The sequence below is a fragment of the Nocardioides nematodiphilus genome, from assembly GCF_020216525.1.
Classification (GTDB): domain Bacteria; phylum Actinomycetota; class Actinomycetes; order Propionibacteriales; family Nocardioidaceae; genus Nocardioides; species Nocardioides nematodiphilus.
The window spans coordinates 334,943-350,605 of record NZ_JAIWOY010000002.1; the positions used below are offsets into that span (position 1 = coordinate 334,943).

The following is a 15,663-nucleotide window of genomic DNA, read 5'->3' on the forward strand; positions in this document are numbered from 1 at the left end:
GCGTGACCGGCGTCATAGGGTGCCGAGGGCCGGTCCGGGGCTAGCGTGGGCAGCGGTCCGTGGACTCCAGTCGGGAGCCGCGAGATGTCACGAAAGGCTCGACGATGAGCACAGAGGAGAGCGCCCCGTACGGTGGCGCGACCGACGCCAAGGCGGCGGTCAAGAAGGTCCGCACCCATCATCTGCGGGAGTGGAAGCAGCAGGGCCGGCCGTTCACGATGCTGACCTCGTACGACCTGATGACCGCCCGGATCTTCGACGAGGCGGGCATCGACACCCTGCTGGTCGGCGACTCGGGCGGCAACACGGTGCTGGGCTACGGCACGACCCTTCCGGTCACGCTCGACGAGATGATCATGATGGCCCGCGGCGTGGTCCGCGGCGCCTCGCGGGCACTGGTCATCGGCGACCTGCCGTTCGGCACCTATCAGGCCTCGCCCGAGCAGGCGTACCTGTCGGCCGTGCGACTGATGAAGGAGGCCCAGGTGGCCGCCGTGAAGCTGGAGGGCGGGGTCGAGATGGCCCCGCAGATCCAGAAGCTCACCCAGGGCGGCATCCCGGTCTGCGCGCACATCGGCTTCACCCCCCAGTCCGAGCACACCCTGGGCGGCTATCGCGTCCAGGGCCGCGGCGACTCGGCGGCCGAGCGGGTGCTGCGCGACGCGCACGCCGTGCAGGACGCCGGTGCCTTCGCGGTCGTCCTCGAGATGGTCCCCGGTGACGTCGCCGCCCAGGTGACGAAGGAGCTCGAGATCCCCACGATCGGCATCGGCGGCGGCAACCAGACCGACGGCCAGGTGCTGGTCTGGCAGGACGCCTTCGGCCTCTCGACCGGCCGCACCCCGCGCTTCGTCAAGCAGTACGCCAACGTCCACGACGTCCTGCTCGAGGGCGCTCGTGCCTACGCGTCCGAGGTGGCGGACCGCAGCTTCCCCGGACCCGAGCACACCTTCTAGCCGACTCGGCCCTCCCGCACCGCCGACTCGGCCCTCGCGCACCGCTGACTCGGCCCTCGCGCGCCGCTGACTCGGCCCTCGCGCGCCGCTGACTCGGCCCTCCCGCGGGAGTTATCCACAGGTCGTCTCCTGGGGGTCGCGGACCGTGCGGGGTCCTTGCTGAGATGAGACCGCCCCGGCCGTACGTGGCCGGGGCGGTCCTTCTCGGGAGGCCGGCCGATGCTCGCCACGATCGACACCAGCACGTACGGGGATGCCGCGCGGCTCCTGACGTACGCCAACCAGGACGCCGGCGCGGTCGCCGAGGCGCTCTTCGGTGCACTCGCCGATGCCGCGCTGTCGACGGGCACGACCTCAGGCGCGGCGGCGTGGGCCGACTCGTACACCGCCGTCGCGGAGCCGGTCACCGACGCCATCTCCAGCCTGGTCTCCGCGCTGGGGAACGCCGCCCTCCTCCTTGATGTGAGCGGCCACAACCACGCCCGGGCCGAAGCGGCCGCTGCGCCGTACGGCCTGCCGTCCTACGCGCTGCCGCAACGCTCGCTGTGCACCGTCGCCATGACGGGCGTCCCGCCGGTCTTCGGGGGCAACGCCGACGAGCCGAGCGGCTGGTCCATCGTCGTCTCCCACCTGTCGGGCTACAGCTGGCCGGGCGCGGATCTGGCCCGGCTGGCCGCCCTCGCCGCGGCGTGGCACCGGGCCGCGGACGGGTTGAGCTCGCTGGCCGTCCTCCCCACCAGCGCGGGTGAGGTGCTCGGCATGCTGCGCTCCCCCGAGCTGCCCGCGGCGATCTCCGCCTGCACGCGTCTGGCGTCGATCGCGCGCTCGCTCGCGGATGACTGCACCGCGCTGGGCAACGCGGTGAGCCGTTTCGCCGACGAGATACAGCATCAGCGCGACCCGATCTACGACGTGGTCAAGGACCTGGCGACCACCTTCGCGATGTGCGAGATCGGTGGTGCTGCCGCGAGTGCCCTCACCGGTCCCCTCGGCGAATGGGGCGCGAACTCCTACCTCGTCGCCCGCATCCCGCGCTACATCGCCCGCATCGTCGCGCTCCTCGCCGGCCTGGACGAGACCCTCCCGGTCCTCCGCCCCGCCCTGGCCACCACGACGGCCGCCGACCGCTCTTGGCTGACGATGGTCGCCGACACCCGCCCGGTCGTCGCTGACATCAGGACCAGTACGAACGTGCTGCGGAGCGAGCTCGACGCGGCTGCGACATCAGGCGCGGAAACAGTCAGAGCCCTGTCGGACGAAGAAGTCATCAACGCGGGGTGGGGTAATCGGCGCACGCTGACGAGACATCTCCGCGACCATGGCGCGGATGTTGGCGCAACTACTGGGGCCGCGTATGTGCGAGCCGCGCAGGAGTTCTTTCAGCGTGCGAAGGCCGAGGGCCTGCCAATAAAAATCGATGACGACGGCGTCATCCGCATCTTTGATCCGAAGAGTGAGATGTTTGCTTCGTACAACCGTGACGGTCGTGCGCGCACGATCTTCAAGCCAGACCACCCGACGAGATACTGGGCCGAGCAGAAGGGAACTCTCCAGTGACCAGCGGATTCACGTGCCCGGCGTGCGGGTTCGATGACCTTGAAGCACCGCCTTACTCGCCTACAGGAGGCCCGTCGGACGAGATCTGCTACTGCTGCGGATTCCAATTTGGCTTCACCGACACAAACTCTGGTTACACCTTCGAGTCGTGGCGCCAGAGGTGGATCGACGACGGCATGCGGTGGGACTGGGGCCGCACCGATGACGACCGTCCCGACGGCTGGGACCCCGCCGAGCAATTGAAGAACCTCGACCGCTGAGCACATCGCTGCCGCGACCACTCGCCGATCAACCGCTCAGTACACCGAAGGCCGACGGCCGCCGCAGACCCACGCGTGAGGGTGGCCGCGCGATGGGACTTCGGTGTACTGCGCGGCAGCGAACGACCACGCATTCGCTCCGGACACCGCTGCCGTTTGCGAGGGCACCCGGTTTTCCACAGGCCGCTGATCGGCCCTAGCGGTGTTTCTTGCGATGGCCATATCTTTCGATCAAGCGCGGTTCAGCCAGCGCGAACTCGGGAAGAAGGACCAGCATGGGGAAGCTCGCTCCAGCCCTCACCGCCCTCGGTCTCGCCGCAGCGCTCTCGGCATGCGGCAGCGAAGCCGCGCCCGCGCCAGCCCCGACGCCCAGCGTCGCGGCCTCGCCCACACCAAGCCCAACCCCCACCGCCAGCCCGACACTGGCGCCGCCCGTCATGCCGGAGGCCGCCAACGCACATACCGAGGCGGGGGCTGTGGCGTTCACCCGCTACGTCGTCGATCTTGTGAACTACTCCTTCAGAACGCTAGACCCCCGGCCACTGGAAAGGCTCGCGACGAAGTACTGCAAGAACTGCAGGGGCGGGACCGACGGGGTCAAAGAGATTGCGGCACAACGCGGGGCGGTCTCTGGTGGCCTCTGGACAGTGAAGTCGCTCCAGCCATCGAGATTGAATGTTCCGGGCGACCCAATCGCAGTGACATTCACATTCGACGCTGCCCCCGAAATGGTCACGTATCCGGGTGGTAAGACAGACAGATATACGGGCGGTGCAGCGCGCGACCGGCTCGTCTTGACGCCCACATCCAGCGGCTGGCAGATCGCTGATTGGACGGTGCTGCCATGAGGCTGATCACGATCGCCTTGGCGCTGGCGACCTCACTGGCTCTTGGCGCTGGAACCAAACCGGCCGATGCTGACGAGCAGCACGCAGACGTGAGTGCCGGAACTGATTCATTTCAGGTAGGACTCAGCGAAAACCACGCGGAGAACGCCGGCGACTCAACGAAGACAGTGCTGGCCGTGTCGGCGACTCCTGGCGATGCGCACGACATCACGATGAACGTCTGCGACCTCAACGGCGAGAGCGCATGCGGCGCGCAGTACGCCTGCTCTGACGGCTCCGTGATGACGGTCACCTACACGTATTCGGACACCGGAGTCGTCTCGAATACTCGCTACTCATGTCCCGCGCGGCGAGGGCCCACAACTGCCGACGTGGAGCGCGCGTTCCGGTCGATACCCATGCACCCAGCGCCCGTGCACATCCAACCTCCCGGAGGGGAGACCTTGGTGAATTTCGACTCGATCTTTTTCACCGATCCCTTTAGCCTTAACGTGACGAAGCGACCCCTGGGTGTGCCGGTCGCCTTCCACATCACCGTCGAGAAGTACATCTGGCACTTCGGCGACGGGAGCAGCCTGACCACCACCGACGCCGGGGCGGCGTACCCCGACCAGACGCTCGTCCACCGCTACCTGAAGAAGGGTCCGGTGAGCGTCACGCTCGAGACCGTCTACCAGGCCGGCTACTCGATCGACGGCGGGCCGCAGCAGCACCTTGCCGACACCGTCACCCGCACCAGTCCGGCGCAGCAGCTGACCGTCCTCACCGCGACGCCCCACCTCGTCGCCGACTGAGCACCCGCGACAGATCGATTCCTCGACCTCTGACAGATGTCACCTCGACGTCATGAGGCACAACAGCCCCACGACGACCCGCGGGCGACCAGACTGACGCCATGACAGTTCCAGCGGTGCGCCTCGAAAGCGTGACGAAGAGCTTCGGCAGCGTCGAGGCGGTCAAGGGGATCGACCTCGAGCTCCAGCCCGGCGAGGTGGTCGCGTTCCTCGGACCCAACGGCGCCGGCAAGACGACCACCATCGATATGATCCTCGGTCTCTCCCAGCCCACCTCGGGCACGGCAGAGGTGCTCGGGATGCAGCCTCGCCAGGCCATCGCCCGGGGCCTGGTCTCGGCTGTGATGCAGACCGGCGGCCTCCTCAAGGACCTCACGGTCCGCGAGACCGTCGCGTACACCGCCTCGCTCTTCGCCGACACCCTCCCCGTCGACGAGGCCCTCGCGGGCGCCGGCATCACCGAGATCGCCGACCGCAAGGTCGGCAAGTGCTCCGGCGGCGAGCAGCAGCGGCTCCGGTTCGCGATGGCGCTCCTGCCCGACCCCGCGCTGCTCCTGCTCGACGAGCCGACCACCGGTATGGACGTCGAGGGCCGCCGCACGTTCTGGAACGCGATCCGCCGCGACGCCGACAAGGGCCGTACGGTCCTGTTCGCCACCCACTACCTCGAAGAGGCCGACCAGTACGCCGACCGGATCGTGCTGATCAGCAAGGGCCGCAAGGTCGCCGACGGCAGCGGCTCGGAGATCCGGGCACTCGCCGCCGGCCGTACGGTCCGGGCCACCGTCCCGAACCTCGACACCACCATCGAGCAGCAGATCCGGGCCCTCGGCGGCGTCGACCAGATCGACGTGCGCGGCGACCAGATCCTGGTCCACACCAAGGACAGCGACGCCGTCGCCCGCCACCTCCTCACCACGACAGCGGCCCGCGATGTCGAGATCACCAGCAAGAACCTCGAGGACGCGTTCCTCAGCCTGACCGGAGGCGACCAGTGAGCACCACCATCGACATCCAGAGCCGTCGCGTGCCGCCGATGGGCGGCTTCAGCCTGACCCTCCTCGGGTTGGAGCTGAAGCGGATGCTGCGCAACCGCCGTACGGTCGTGTTCACCCTCGTCCTGCCGGCCGCGCTCACCCTCAGCTTCGGCGCTCAGTCCGGCTGGCAGGACCGGGCCGGAAGCGGCAACGTCGCCGCCTACATCCTCATCTCGATGGCCATGTACGGCGCCGCGCTCACCGCCGCCGCGACCGGCTCGATGGTCGCGATGGAGCGTGCGCTGGGCTGGAGCCGACAGCTGCGGCTGACCCCGCTCAACCCGGTCGCCTACATCGTCACCAAGGCCCTCGTCTCGCTGGTGATGGGCGGCCTGGCGATCGCGGCCGTCAACGTGATCGGCAAGGTGCAGGGCAAGGCCGAGATGCCGACCGGTGTCTGGATCGGCGCGATGCTGCTCACCCTCGCCTGCACCCTCACGTTCGCCGCGCTCGGCGTCTTCGTCGGCTACGTGGTCCCCGGCGAGAACGCCATGCAGATCCTCGGCCCGGGCCTGGCGCTGCTCAGCTTCCTGGGCGGTCTGTTCATCCCGCTGAGCCAGTACGCCCACGCCGTGCGCCTGGTCGCGTACTGGACCCCGATGTACGGCGTCGCCGAGGTCGCCCGCGCACCGCTCACCCACGAGCTGCCCTGGTACGCCGTCGTCAACGCGGTAGGCTGGTGCGCTCTCTTCGTCGCCGGTGCCGCATGGCGGATGAGCAAGGACACCGCGCGTGTCTGATGCCAGCCCGATGATCCCGTACGGCCGCGAGGGGCGCCGGATGCGCGTCATCGGCCCCTGGATCGCGACGCTGTGGCTGCTGTTCCTGATCAGCCCGTTCGTCGAGGGCTGGAACCGGTGGGATCACGACCGCGACCCGCGCGGCATCGCAGGCATGATCCTCACGCTGGCCTTCGCGCTGCTGTACATCCGGGTCTTCGTCGATGTCCGGGGCTCGCTGCGCGGCACCGCGCCGCCGATCCCGCTCACCGCCGGCGCCGCGTACGTCGGCGCGCTCGCCATCATGGGCATCCTGATCGTCGACTCGGTGGGCGCCGCGGGCACCGCGACCGCGCCGTTCGTCGCGGTGATGTCGGTGCTGTTGATGCCGGTACGGGTCGCGGCGCCGACCGTGCTGCTGGTCGTCCTCGGCACGATCGCGGTCGGCTGGATCCCCGGCTGGCCCGACCAGGTCGGCAACGCGTTCGGCGTGATGGCCGGTGCACTGGCGATCTTCGGCTTCAAGACCGTGCTGCGCCGCAACGCCGACCTCGTCTCCGCCCACGAGGTCAACACCCGGCTCGCGGTCGACAACGAGCGCAACCGCTTCGCCCGCGACCTGCACGACATCCTCGGCCACTCGCTGACCGTGATCACCGTCAAGGCCGAGCTGGCCCAGCGGCTGTGCGACATCGATCCCGTCCGCGCCAAGCAGGAGCTGGCCGACCTCGAGCGGCTCTCGCGCGACGCCCTCGCCGACATCCGCCGCGCCGTCGAGGGCTACCGCGAGCTCACCCTCCCCGGCGAGCTGGCCCGTGCCCGCGCGGCACTCCAGTCGGCCGAGATCGCGCCCGATCTCCCCCAGTCCACCGACGAGGTCCCGACCGAGCTGCGCGAGCTCTTCGCGTGGACCGTGCGCGAGGGCGTCACCAACGTCATCCGGCACTCGCGCGCGCGGCGTTGCGAGATCCGGCTCTCGCCGCACGGCGTGGAGGTGCGCGACGACGGCGCCGGTGCGGGTCTCGAGCTGCGCGAGGGCTCCGGCATCACCGGGCTGCGCGAGCGGGCCGCGGCGATCGGCGCGGTCGTGACGACCCGTAGCCTCTCCCCCGGATTCTCCCTCACCGTCGCTCGAGAGGCCCCCGCACGATGACGATCAAGCTGCTGCTGGCCGACGACCAGGCGCTCGTACGAGGAGCCCTCTCGGCGCTGCTCAACCTCGAGTCCGACCTCGAGGTGGTCGCCGAGGTCGGCAGCGGCGCCGACGTCGTCGCCGCCGCGCTGGCGCACCAGCCCGACGTCGCGCTGCTCGACGTGGAGATGCCGGGCCTCGACGGGATCAGCGCGACGGCCGACCTCAAGGCCGCCGCCCCCGGGATCAAGGTGCTCATCGTGACGACCTTCGGCCGGCCCGGCTATCTGCGTCGCGCGCTGCAGGCCGGTGCGAGCGGCTTCGTCGTCAAGGACACGCCCGCGGCCCAGCTCGCCGATGCCGTACGTCGCGTCCACGCGGGTCTGCGCGTGGTCGACCCGGCGCTCGCGATGGACTCGCTGGTCGCCGGAGAGTCGCCGCTGACCGCGCGCGAGACCGAGGTGCTGCTCGCCGCGCGCGACGGCTCGAGCGTGGCGGCGATCGCGGCCAAGCTCTTCCTGTCCGAGGGCACGGTGCGCAACCACCTGTCGGCGGCGATCGGCAAGACCGGCGCGGCCAACCGTACGGAGGCCGTCCTCACCGCCGACGGCAACGGTTGGCTCTGACCGCTTGACGTCAGCGGATCCGGGGTAATCCTGGAAGCATGACCAGGTCGCTCGGTGTCGCCATCACGGTCTCGCTCCTGCTCGGCATCCCCGCCGCCGCGTGCGGTTCCTCGCAGGCACCACCCGGGGCGCAGGCGACCGGCTCCGCGGCCGCGGCCGCCCGCCCGTCGACCGCGCACCAACCCGCTGCGCGTCGGGTCGGCGTGCCGGCGCTGCGCGTACGGACGATCGCGCGCGGCCTCGACCATCCGTGGGACGTGGCCCCGCTGCCCGGCAGGCGTCTGCTGATCACCCAGCGCGACCGGCGCTCGCTGACGATCCTGCGCCGTGGCCGGCTGCACGACGTCGCCTTCGCCAACAGCCGCATCTGGGTCTCCGGTGAGACCGGGCTGCTGGGACTCGAGGTCGATCCGCACTTCAAGCACAACCGCCGGATCTACACGTGCCAGGGCTGGAACCTCGCCGGCGGCGGGCATGACGTCCGGGTGATCTCGTGGCGACTCAACCGGTCGTACAAGCACGCCACGACGGTGCGCACGCTCGTGACCGGCTTCCCGACCACGAGCGGGCGCCACGGCGGCTGCCGGCTGCTGATCACCCGCAACGGCGCGCTCAACGTCGGCACCGGAGACGCCGCGACCGGCGTCAACCCGGAGAGCCTCGCCTCGCTCGGCGGCAAGACCCTGCGACTCAACCGCAAGACCGGCGCGCCCTGGCCGACGAACCCGTTCATCCACTCCTCAAACCGGGCGACCCGCTACATCACGAGCTACGGGCACCGGAACGTCCAGGGTCTCGCCCAGCGCGCGGACGGCACCCTCTGGTCGATCGAGCAGGGCACCGACCGCGACGACGAGGTCAACCGGATCAAGCTCGGTGGCGACTACGGCTACAACCCGGTGCCCGGCTACAACGAGTCGGTCCCGATGACCGACCAGGGCCTGCCCGGGAAGCAGATCGCGGCCGCGTGGTCGAGCGGCTTCCCGACGCTGGCGACCAGCGGCGGCAGCTTCGTGGCGCGCCAGCACCGCTGGGGCGCGCTGCGTGGCGCGCTGGCCATCGGCGTGCTGAAGGACGAGCAGGTGCTGTTCGTCCGGTTCACCCGCAGCGGGAAGCTCATCCGCGCCACCGCGCCGGCCGAGCTGCGCCGCTACGGGCGGATCCGCACGACGGTGCCCGCACCGAACGGCGACCTGCTCGTGACGACCGACAACGGCAACGGCCTGGACGTGCTGCTGCGGGTCAGCCCGCGCTGATCACCGGCGGACGACGAGGCGGATCACTCCGCCTCGTCGTCCCACTTCTCGTCCGCCTTGTCCCAGGCCTCGTTGCGCTCCTCGACCTTGGCGAGCGCATTCGCGGCCTCGGCCTCCGTCTCGTACGGCCCGAGCCGGTCGGCGTTGCGGCAGCCCTCGTCGGGCTCCACGGTCTTGTGCTTGAGGCAGTACCAGTAGCTCATGCCTCCGACGCTACCTGCTTCTGCACTCGGAAGACCGCCGCCTCGTGGTCGTACTCGCCGCTCATCACCGCGGCCAGGCGCAGGTGGGGCAGCGCCTCGGGGTGTCGGCTCTGCCGCTCGAGCGCGCGGCCCAGCGCGTGCTGCGCCCAGGCGTCGCTCGGGTTCTCGGCGACCAGCTCGCGCAGGACGGCCTCGGCCTTCTGCAGCTGGGCGCGCATCAGGAACGCCCAGGCCTGCAGCGTGCGCAGGCCGGCGTTGCTCGGGTCGTCGGCGAGGGCCGGCTCGATGGCCTCCAGCGCCTCGCGCGGGAACCGGCGGGCAAGGAGGTCATAAGCGATCCGGTACGCGGACTCGGGGCCCTGCCCCGGGAACATCACAGCAGGTGCGGTCAGGTCACTCATGGGGCCTTCAACGCCGAGGTGCGGGCGCGCATTCCGCCGGGGTACGGTGTCCGCGCGTGTGGGCTGGCCGGGCGACCGCGTCATCTCCTGTCTCGACAGGAGGTGCCGAGGAAAGTCCGGGCTCCGTAGGGCAGGGTGGTGGCTAACGGCCACCCGGGGTGACCCGCGGGACAGTGCCACAGAAAGCAGACCGCCGCTCGCAAGAGAGGTAAGGGTGAAACGGTGAGGTAAGAGCTCACCAGCGGCCTGGGTGACCAGGCCGGCTAGGTAAACCCCACCCGGAGCAAGACCGAACAGTGCTCGCCCGAGGGCTGCCCGCCTGAGAGCACGGGTAGGTCGCTCGAGGCCATCGGCAACGGTGGTCCTAGATGGATGGTCGCACTCCTTCGGGAGGACAGAACCCGGCTTACAGGTCAGCCCACACGCACACACACCGTGAGCACCTCCGTCGCCGCCGGCACCGCGGCGGGCGCGGTGAATCGCTTGGCCGCGCATGGCTGTGCGTGTCGGGTGACATCTGAGCGGAGCCTGGCGGGTTCAGGTCGAGTCGAGCCGCTCTCGATCTCGGGCGGGGCGTGGGGTCGCAGGGCGTCGTCGAAGACGTTGGAATATCTCGATCGGCGGTCTGTTGCACTAGACGGTCGGTCAACTACGACCGCCGCCCTTTGGAAAGGAAGACCTATGACCGAGAAGACCAAGGTCGCGATCATCTACTACTCCTCGACCGGGACGACCGCAGAGGTCGCGCGGGAGCTCAACGAAGCCGCACTCGGCGCTGGCGCCGAGGTCCGACTTCGCAAGGTGCCCGAGCTGGCGCCGATGTCGGCGATCGAGGCCAACCCGGCGTGGGCCGAGAACCACCTGAGCACGGCCGGGGTCCCGGAGGCGACGCCCGCCGATGTCGAGTGGGCCGACGTCGTCCTCTTCGGCACGCCGACCCGCTTCGGCAACGTCTCGGCGCAACTCAAGCAGTTCATGGACACCCTCGGCGGCCTGTGGGCCGCGGGCCAGCTCGCCGACAAGGTGTACAGCGGCTTCGTCTCCTCCTCCAGCCTGCACGGCGGGCAGGAGACGACCCTGCAGTCGCTCTACACCTTCGTTCATCACTTCGGCGGCGTCCTGGTGGCCCCCGGCTTCACGGATCCGATCAAGTTCGACGACGGCAATCCGTACGGCACCTCGCACGTGGACGGCCAGGGCACGCGCCCGGTCGACGACGTGACGCGAGCCTCTGCGAAGCACCAGGCCCGCCGCGTGATCGACATCGCGCGCCGGCTGAACGCCGGCCGCGCCCTCGCGTGACCAGCGCCGACGTCAGCGATCGGCCCCGCGCCGACATCATTCGAAAGGAGTCCGACCATGGCTGAGTTCATCGTCGAGATCATCACCACGGTCCCCGAGGGGACGCCCGCGGACGAGGTCGCTCGCCGGCGGGAGGCTGAGGCCGAGCGAGCGAGCGAGCTGGCCGCAGCCGGCCACCTGGTACGCCTATGGCGCCCAGTCGGCGAGATGCGGAGCGTCGGCATCTGGGTGGCCGACGACGAGGCCGACCTGCGTAGCAACGTCCTCGGGACGCTGCCGCTCTCGCCCTGGATGGAGTTCAAGGTCACGGCGGTCGCTCCGCACCCCAACGACCCCGGTGCGACGCGACCCTAGCGATGACACCACGGCCCGGCGATCTCGCGTCCGCCGGGCCGTGGCGACTGCACCCGCCCGCGCCGCCGCCTGGCCGGTCATCGTCCGGCAGACGACCGGAGGGAGTTCACGCGCTGCGTCGGTCCTGGAGCAGCTGCAGGCGCGCCTCGGGGTAGGCGGCGGTCGGCACGAAGTCCACGTGGTCGGAGGGAATCTCACGGCCGCGCTGGTCGACGAAGGCGACGCGCACCGGCGCGTGGGTGCCTCTCTCGTACCGCATCACGCTGGGCCCCTCCGCTCGCGGCAGGTGGCGATCGCCCCACTCCTGCAACGCGGCGAGGAGCGGAAGGAGCTCACGACCGGCGTCGGTGAGGCGGTATTCGTGGCGTCTGCGACTGCCCGGCTCCTGGTAGTCGACCCGCTCCATCACGCCGTACTCGACCAGTGCAGCCAGACGGGAGGTGAGGATGTCGGAGGCGATGCCGAGGCTCTGCCGGAAGTCCTGGAAGCGAGTGAGACCGTCGAAGGCGTCGCGCAGGATGAGGATGGTCCACCGTTCGCCGAGCACGCCGAGGCTTCGAGCGATCGAGCACGAGCTGTCTTGGATCCTCGTCATCCATTCACTGTACGTGCCTGGGTTGCGGATCCCCACCCAGCGTCCGGGAGGCGGCGATGGTGACGCTCCTCGCACGACCACCCGCCGGACGAGATCCATCTGCATTGGAATAGACAACTCAGCATCCTCGTTGCCCCCGTCACCAGGGACACCTGTCCACACACGTCTAAGAGGAGCGGTCATGACAGATCTGAAGGGCGCAGTCGTTCTCGTCACCGGAGCCAACGGAGGCCTCGGGCGAGAGTTCGTCGCGCAGGCACTGCAGCGCGGCGCGGAGAAGGTGTACGCCTCCGCCCGTACTCCACGCGAATGGCACGACGACCGGATCGTTCCGTTGACCCTGGACGTCACCGACACCGAGTCGGTACGCGCCGCCGCCCGGACGGCGGATGACGTCACGGTCGTCATCAACAACGCTGGCGCCGCGAACGGCAGCTCGCTCACGCGCGCCGACCTGACCGACGCCCGGCAGCTCTTCGAGACCAACTTCTGGGGTCCGCTCGAAGTGGCGAACGCGTTCGCCCCTGTCCTCAAGGAGAACGGAGGCGGCGCGCTGATCAATGTGCTCTCGGTGCTCAGCTGGCTCGCGGTGGGCGATGCCTACAGCGCCACGAAGGCGGCCTTGTGGTCGGCCACCAACACCGAACGCCTGCGCCTCGCCGCCCAGGGGACACAGGTGGTGGGCCTGCACCTGGGCTACACCGACACTCCCATGACCCAGGGCATCGAGGCAGAGAAGAACGACCCGGCCGACGTGGTCCATGCCGCGTACGAGGGCCTGGAGTCCGGAGCCCACGAGATCCTCGCCGATGAGCTCAGCAGGCAGGTCAAGGCCGGCCTCGCGGCTCCGATCGAGGCGCTCTACCCGCAGTTGGCTTGAACTGTCTGCCGCTCGAGGCAGGACCGGCAGCAGCCATCCACCAACGGTCAGCGCCACCGACCTCGCACGCCGCGGCCAGGTTCCGACGCCGAGGCGCCGGAACCTGGCCGCGAATCAGTTGGTGTAGGCCTGCGCCATCGCGTCGGCGAGCGGGGTCACCGACAGCCGTTCGAGGCGAGCTGTTCCACCTGACGCCGTCAGCGCGATCGCGTTGTCACCCGCGTGCGGGAAGACGAGATCGGTGATGGCGGTGCGGCCGTGCTGGGCGAAGGCCTCGATCGAGGTCTTGTCGAGATACAGCTCCAGACGCAGACGCCCGTCGCTGAGCGGGACGACCGCCCCGTCCACGCTCGGGAACGCCGCGTTGAACCCGACGTCGCCGGCATGGGTGCGGTCCACGGTGAGCCGTCCGGTCGCGGTGTCGTACGAGACCCCGAGGTAGCGCGTGCCGTCGGCCGACCGGAGCAGCTGCAGCCCGAAGGTCGTGGCCGACCCGGCGTCGATGACGGCGTCGACCCGTACGGCGTTGTCCCCCGTGTTCTCGGTGAGGACCTTCGTGCCCGACGGGATGACGATCGGCCTGACGTGCCGGGCCCCGCGCGCGACAGCGATGCGCTCCAGCTGGGGCACCGGCCGCTGCACGATGCGCGGTTGGCCGTCGACGGTCCGCAGGGAGAGCACCCGCGGGATCGACTGGGTACCGCGCCATCCGTCGGTGGGGATGGTGTTGGCGTAGTCCCAGTTGTTCAGCCAGCCGAGGACGATCCGCTGTCCGGCGGGTGCGTCGTTGAACGTGACCGCGGCGTAGAAGTCGCGTCCGTCGTCGAGCCAGTGGGCACGCTCGGACGTGCTCCGGGCGGCCTGGTCGGCCATCATGAACTGGTCGGCGATGAGATGTCCCCACCCGCCGGTGTTCCTGTCGACCAGCTGGAGCTGCGCCTGCTTGCCCTGGAGGTCCCTGAGGTCCCAGCTCGCCCAGTCGAGGGCTCCGCTGTCGTTGCCGGTCGCGGTACGCACGACCTTGCCGTCCACGATCAGGTTGGCACCCGTCTCGGTGTTCCACGGCCCGGCGACCGTGTCGGCGAACACGATGTTGTCGATCATCATGTGGCCCCAACCGGTGCTGCCGTCGCTCTGGTCCACGACCTCGAGAGTCGCATCACGACCGATGTACTTGCTGGCGTCGAGGTGCACCCAGTCCATCGCTCCGCTGTTGTTGCCGGTCACGCTCGCCACGACGTCGCCGTCGACGACGAGGTTCACCGCGGTGGGACCCGCCTGACCCCACGGGTGTTGACCGCCCGCGGTGAGGAGGTCGATGTACGGGTGGGCGATCGTGAACGTCGGCGAGGTCAGCGTGCCCTGAGCTGCGTCACACCCGCCCTGGCAGGTGTCGAGGACCCCGTGCCCGAGCTGCCCGGCCAGGGACTCGTGGCTCGGGCCAGCCCCGGCGAGATCGCCGGTGCCGGTCCAACCGGGCAGGGAGTCGCCCTCGAAGTCCTGGAACGTCTCGCCTGCCGGAGCGGCGGTGGACCCACCCTCGACGTACGGGTGGCGCCCTCCCCCGATGAGGAAGTTGAGGTAGTTCTTGTCGACGGTGAAGGACGGCGAGGTCAGCGTGCCCGTCTCGGCATCGGAGGTGTGGAAGGTGTCGACGTAGCCGGAGCCGGCGTACCCCGCCGCCCCGGTGTCGCGCACCGGGCCATCACCGAAGGCCGAGCCGGTCGTGGTCCAGCCGGAGCCGTACGTCGAGCCTTCGAAGTCGGCGAGCGTCGTACCGGCGGGCGCGACGTAGGGCGGCTCGCTGTCGGTGAACGTCGTGCCGTCGAACGAGCCGACGAAGTACTCCGCCTTGCCTGCGACGTTCACGGTCATGATCCACCGCGTCTGCCCGGCGTCCCCGTCGAGCTGCAGCGGGAACAGGTCGGGCACCTCCCAGACCGCCGAGGTGACTCCGTCAGGTCCGAACTCGCTGAGCTGGGACCAGTTCTTCAGGTCGGGCGAGCCGTAGATCGCGACCTTGTGCTGGTCGGAGAGGGCCACGACCATCCGCCACTGCTTCGCCGGGGCGTACCAGAAGACCTTGGGGTCGCGGAAGTTGTGCGAGCCGATGTCCAGCACGGGGTTGGCGGCGTACTTGGTCCACGTGGTCCCGTCGTCGGTGCTGTACGCGATCGACTGGCGCTGGATGCCGGTGGCCCTGGGGGCGCTGGTGTAGACGGCGACCAGTGGCCCCTTCCTCCCCGTCCCGAGGCCGCTGGTGTTGGACTTGTCGTAGACGACGCTGCCCGACCAGACCTCCTCGTCGGCATCGGAGGGGATGGCGATGGGGAGCTGCTTCCAGTGCACCAGGTCGGTGCTGACCGCATGGCCCCACGACGCGTTGCCGCCGGTGTTGCCGGTGGCGTTGTACTGGTAGAAGAGGTGATACCGGCCGCCGTAGTGGATGAGCCCGTTCGGGTCGTTCATCCAGTTGCGCTCGGGCGTGTAGTGGTAGTTCGGCCGCGTGTCGGCGGTCGCAGGGGCGGTCGCGGTGACCGCGGGGGCCTGCTTGGCCGCCTGTGCGGGCACCAGGGTCGAGAAGGAGATGCCACACGTTGCGGCGGCCAATGCAGCCGCGGAGGCGAGGAGGCGCTTGCGCGTTGTCATGTGCTGGACCTTGACTCTCTAGGGGTGTGGGGAGGCTCGGCGGGTGCACCGAGCCGGCAGCCGGAGCGGGGCCACCTCCTGTCTGCGCCTGAGG

At 69.7% G+C, this 15,663-nt stretch carries 16 protein-coding genes and 1 other RNA gene; 13 read left to right on the plus strand and 4 right to left on the minus strand.

Going from position 1 to position 15,663, the window contains the following annotated elements:
* Positions 1-104 precede the first annotated feature (104 nt).
* The 9 genes from panB to KSO98_RS04670 all read left to right on the plus strand — a co-directional run bounded on the left by panB (position 105) and on the right by KSO98_RS04670 (position 9,185).
* Entirely contained in the window at positions 105-956 is an 852-nt protein-coding gene (gene panB / locus KSO98_RS04630; RefSeq protein WP_225283793.1) for a 3-methyl-2-oxobutanoate hydroxymethyltransferase, read from the plus strand.
* A 219-nt stretch (positions 957-1,175) separates the two neighbouring features.
* Positions 1,176-2,513, plus strand: a complete 1,338-nt coding sequence (locus KSO98_RS04635; RefSeq protein ID WP_225283795.1) for a WXG100-like domain-containing protein — start codon at positions 1,176-1,178, stop codon at positions 2,511-2,513.
* A 535-nt stretch (positions 2,514-3,048) separates the two neighbouring features.
* Positions 3,049-3,621: a DUF6318 family protein gene (locus KSO98_RS04640; protein WP_225283797.1), complete on the plus strand. Its 573-nt coding sequence runs from the start codon at positions 3,049-3,051 to the stop codon at positions 3,619-3,621.
* Complete coding sequence (locus KSO98_RS04645; RefSeq protein ID WP_225283798.1) at positions 3,618-4,415, plus strand: hypothetical protein; 798 nt, start codon at positions 3,618-3,620, stop codon at positions 4,413-4,415. The genes KSO98_RS04640 and KSO98_RS04645 overlap by 4 nt, the downstream gene beginning before the upstream one ends.
* A 101-nt stretch (positions 4,416-4,516) precedes the next feature.
* Complete coding sequence (locus KSO98_RS04650; protein WP_225283800.1) at positions 4,517-5,413, plus strand: ABC transporter ATP-binding protein; 897 nt, start codon at positions 4,517-4,519, stop codon at positions 5,411-5,413.
* Entirely contained in the window at positions 5,410-6,192 is a 783-nt protein-coding gene (locus KSO98_RS04655; protein WP_225283802.1) for an ABC transporter permease, read from the plus strand. The genes KSO98_RS04650 and KSO98_RS04655 overlap by 4 nt, the downstream gene beginning before the upstream one ends.
* Positions 6,185-7,324 carry a sensor histidine kinase gene (locus KSO98_RS18785; protein WP_225283804.1) on the plus strand — a complete coding sequence of 380 codons (1,140 nt, stop codon included), beginning with the start codon at positions 6,185-6,187 and terminating at the stop codon, positions 7,322-7,324. The genes KSO98_RS04655 and KSO98_RS18785 overlap by 8 nt, the downstream gene beginning before the upstream one ends.
* A complete protein-coding gene (locus tag KSO98_RS04665) occupies positions 7,321-7,929 on the plus strand; it encodes a response regulator transcription factor (protein WP_225283806.1) in 609 nt (202 codons plus the stop codon). The genes KSO98_RS18785 and KSO98_RS04665 overlap by 4 nt, the downstream gene beginning before the upstream one ends.
* Positions 7,930-7,967: 38 nt before the next feature.
* Entirely contained in the window at positions 7,968-9,185 is a 1,218-nt protein-coding gene (locus tag KSO98_RS04670; RefSeq protein WP_225283808.1) for a PQQ-dependent sugar dehydrogenase, read from the plus strand.
* A gap of 23 nt (positions 9,186-9,208) precedes the next feature.
* On the opposite strand, the gene KSO98_RS04675 is transcribed toward KSO98_RS04670, so the two are convergent.
* Complete coding sequence (locus KSO98_RS04675; protein WP_225283811.1) at positions 9,209-9,388, minus strand: hypothetical protein; 180 nt, start codon at positions 9,386-9,388, stop codon at positions 9,209-9,211.
* On the minus strand, positions 9,385-9,789 hold the full coding sequence (locus KSO98_RS04680) for a tetratricopeptide repeat protein (protein WP_225283813.1): 405 nt from the start codon (positions 9,787-9,789) through the stop codon (positions 9,385-9,387). The genes KSO98_RS04675 and KSO98_RS04680 overlap by 4 nt, the downstream gene beginning before the upstream one ends.
* A 59-nt stretch (positions 9,790-9,848) precedes the next feature.
* Between KSO98_RS04680 and rnpB the strand changes: the two genes are divergently transcribed.
* From rnpB to KSO98_RS04695, 3 genes are all read left to right on the plus strand, one after another.
* An RNA gene (gene rnpB, locus KSO98_RS04685) (RNase P RNA component class A) lies at positions 9,849-10,214 on the plus strand.
* A gap of 256 nt (positions 10,215-10,470) precedes the next feature.
* Positions 10,471-11,091 carry an NAD(P)H:quinone oxidoreductase gene (wrbA, locus tag KSO98_RS04690; protein WP_225283814.1) on the plus strand — a complete coding sequence of 207 codons (621 nt, stop codon included), beginning with the start codon at positions 10,471-10,473 and terminating at the stop codon, positions 11,089-11,091.
* Positions 11,092-11,148: 57 nt separating this feature from the next.
* Positions 11,149-11,445: a muconolactone Delta-isomerase family protein gene (locus tag KSO98_RS04695; protein WP_225283819.1), complete on the plus strand. Its 297-nt coding sequence runs from the start codon at positions 11,149-11,151 to the stop codon at positions 11,443-11,445.
* Between the two features lie 106 nt (positions 11,446-11,551).
* Here the strand turns inward: KSO98_RS04695 and KSO98_RS04700 are convergent, their stop codons facing one another.
* A complete protein-coding gene (locus tag KSO98_RS04700) occupies positions 11,552-12,040 on the minus strand; it encodes a winged helix-turn-helix transcriptional regulator (RefSeq protein ID WP_225283821.1) in 489 nt (162 codons plus the stop codon).
* Positions 12,041-12,221: 181 nt separating this feature from the next.
* Here KSO98_RS04700 and KSO98_RS04705 point away from each other — a divergent pair, with 181 nt between their 5' ends.
* Positions 12,222-12,920 carry an SDR family oxidoreductase gene (locus KSO98_RS04705; protein ID WP_225283822.1) on the plus strand — a complete coding sequence of 233 codons (699 nt, stop codon included), beginning with the start codon at positions 12,222-12,224 and terminating at the stop codon, positions 12,918-12,920.
* Positions 12,921-13,034: 114 nt separating this feature from the next.
* Here the strand turns inward: KSO98_RS04705 and KSO98_RS04710 are convergent, their stop codons facing one another.
* Entirely contained in the window at positions 13,035-15,569 is a 2,535-nt protein-coding gene (locus tag KSO98_RS04710; protein WP_225283823.1) for a GH32 C-terminal domain-containing protein, read from the minus strand.
* Positions 15,570-15,663: the final 94 nt, after the last annotated feature.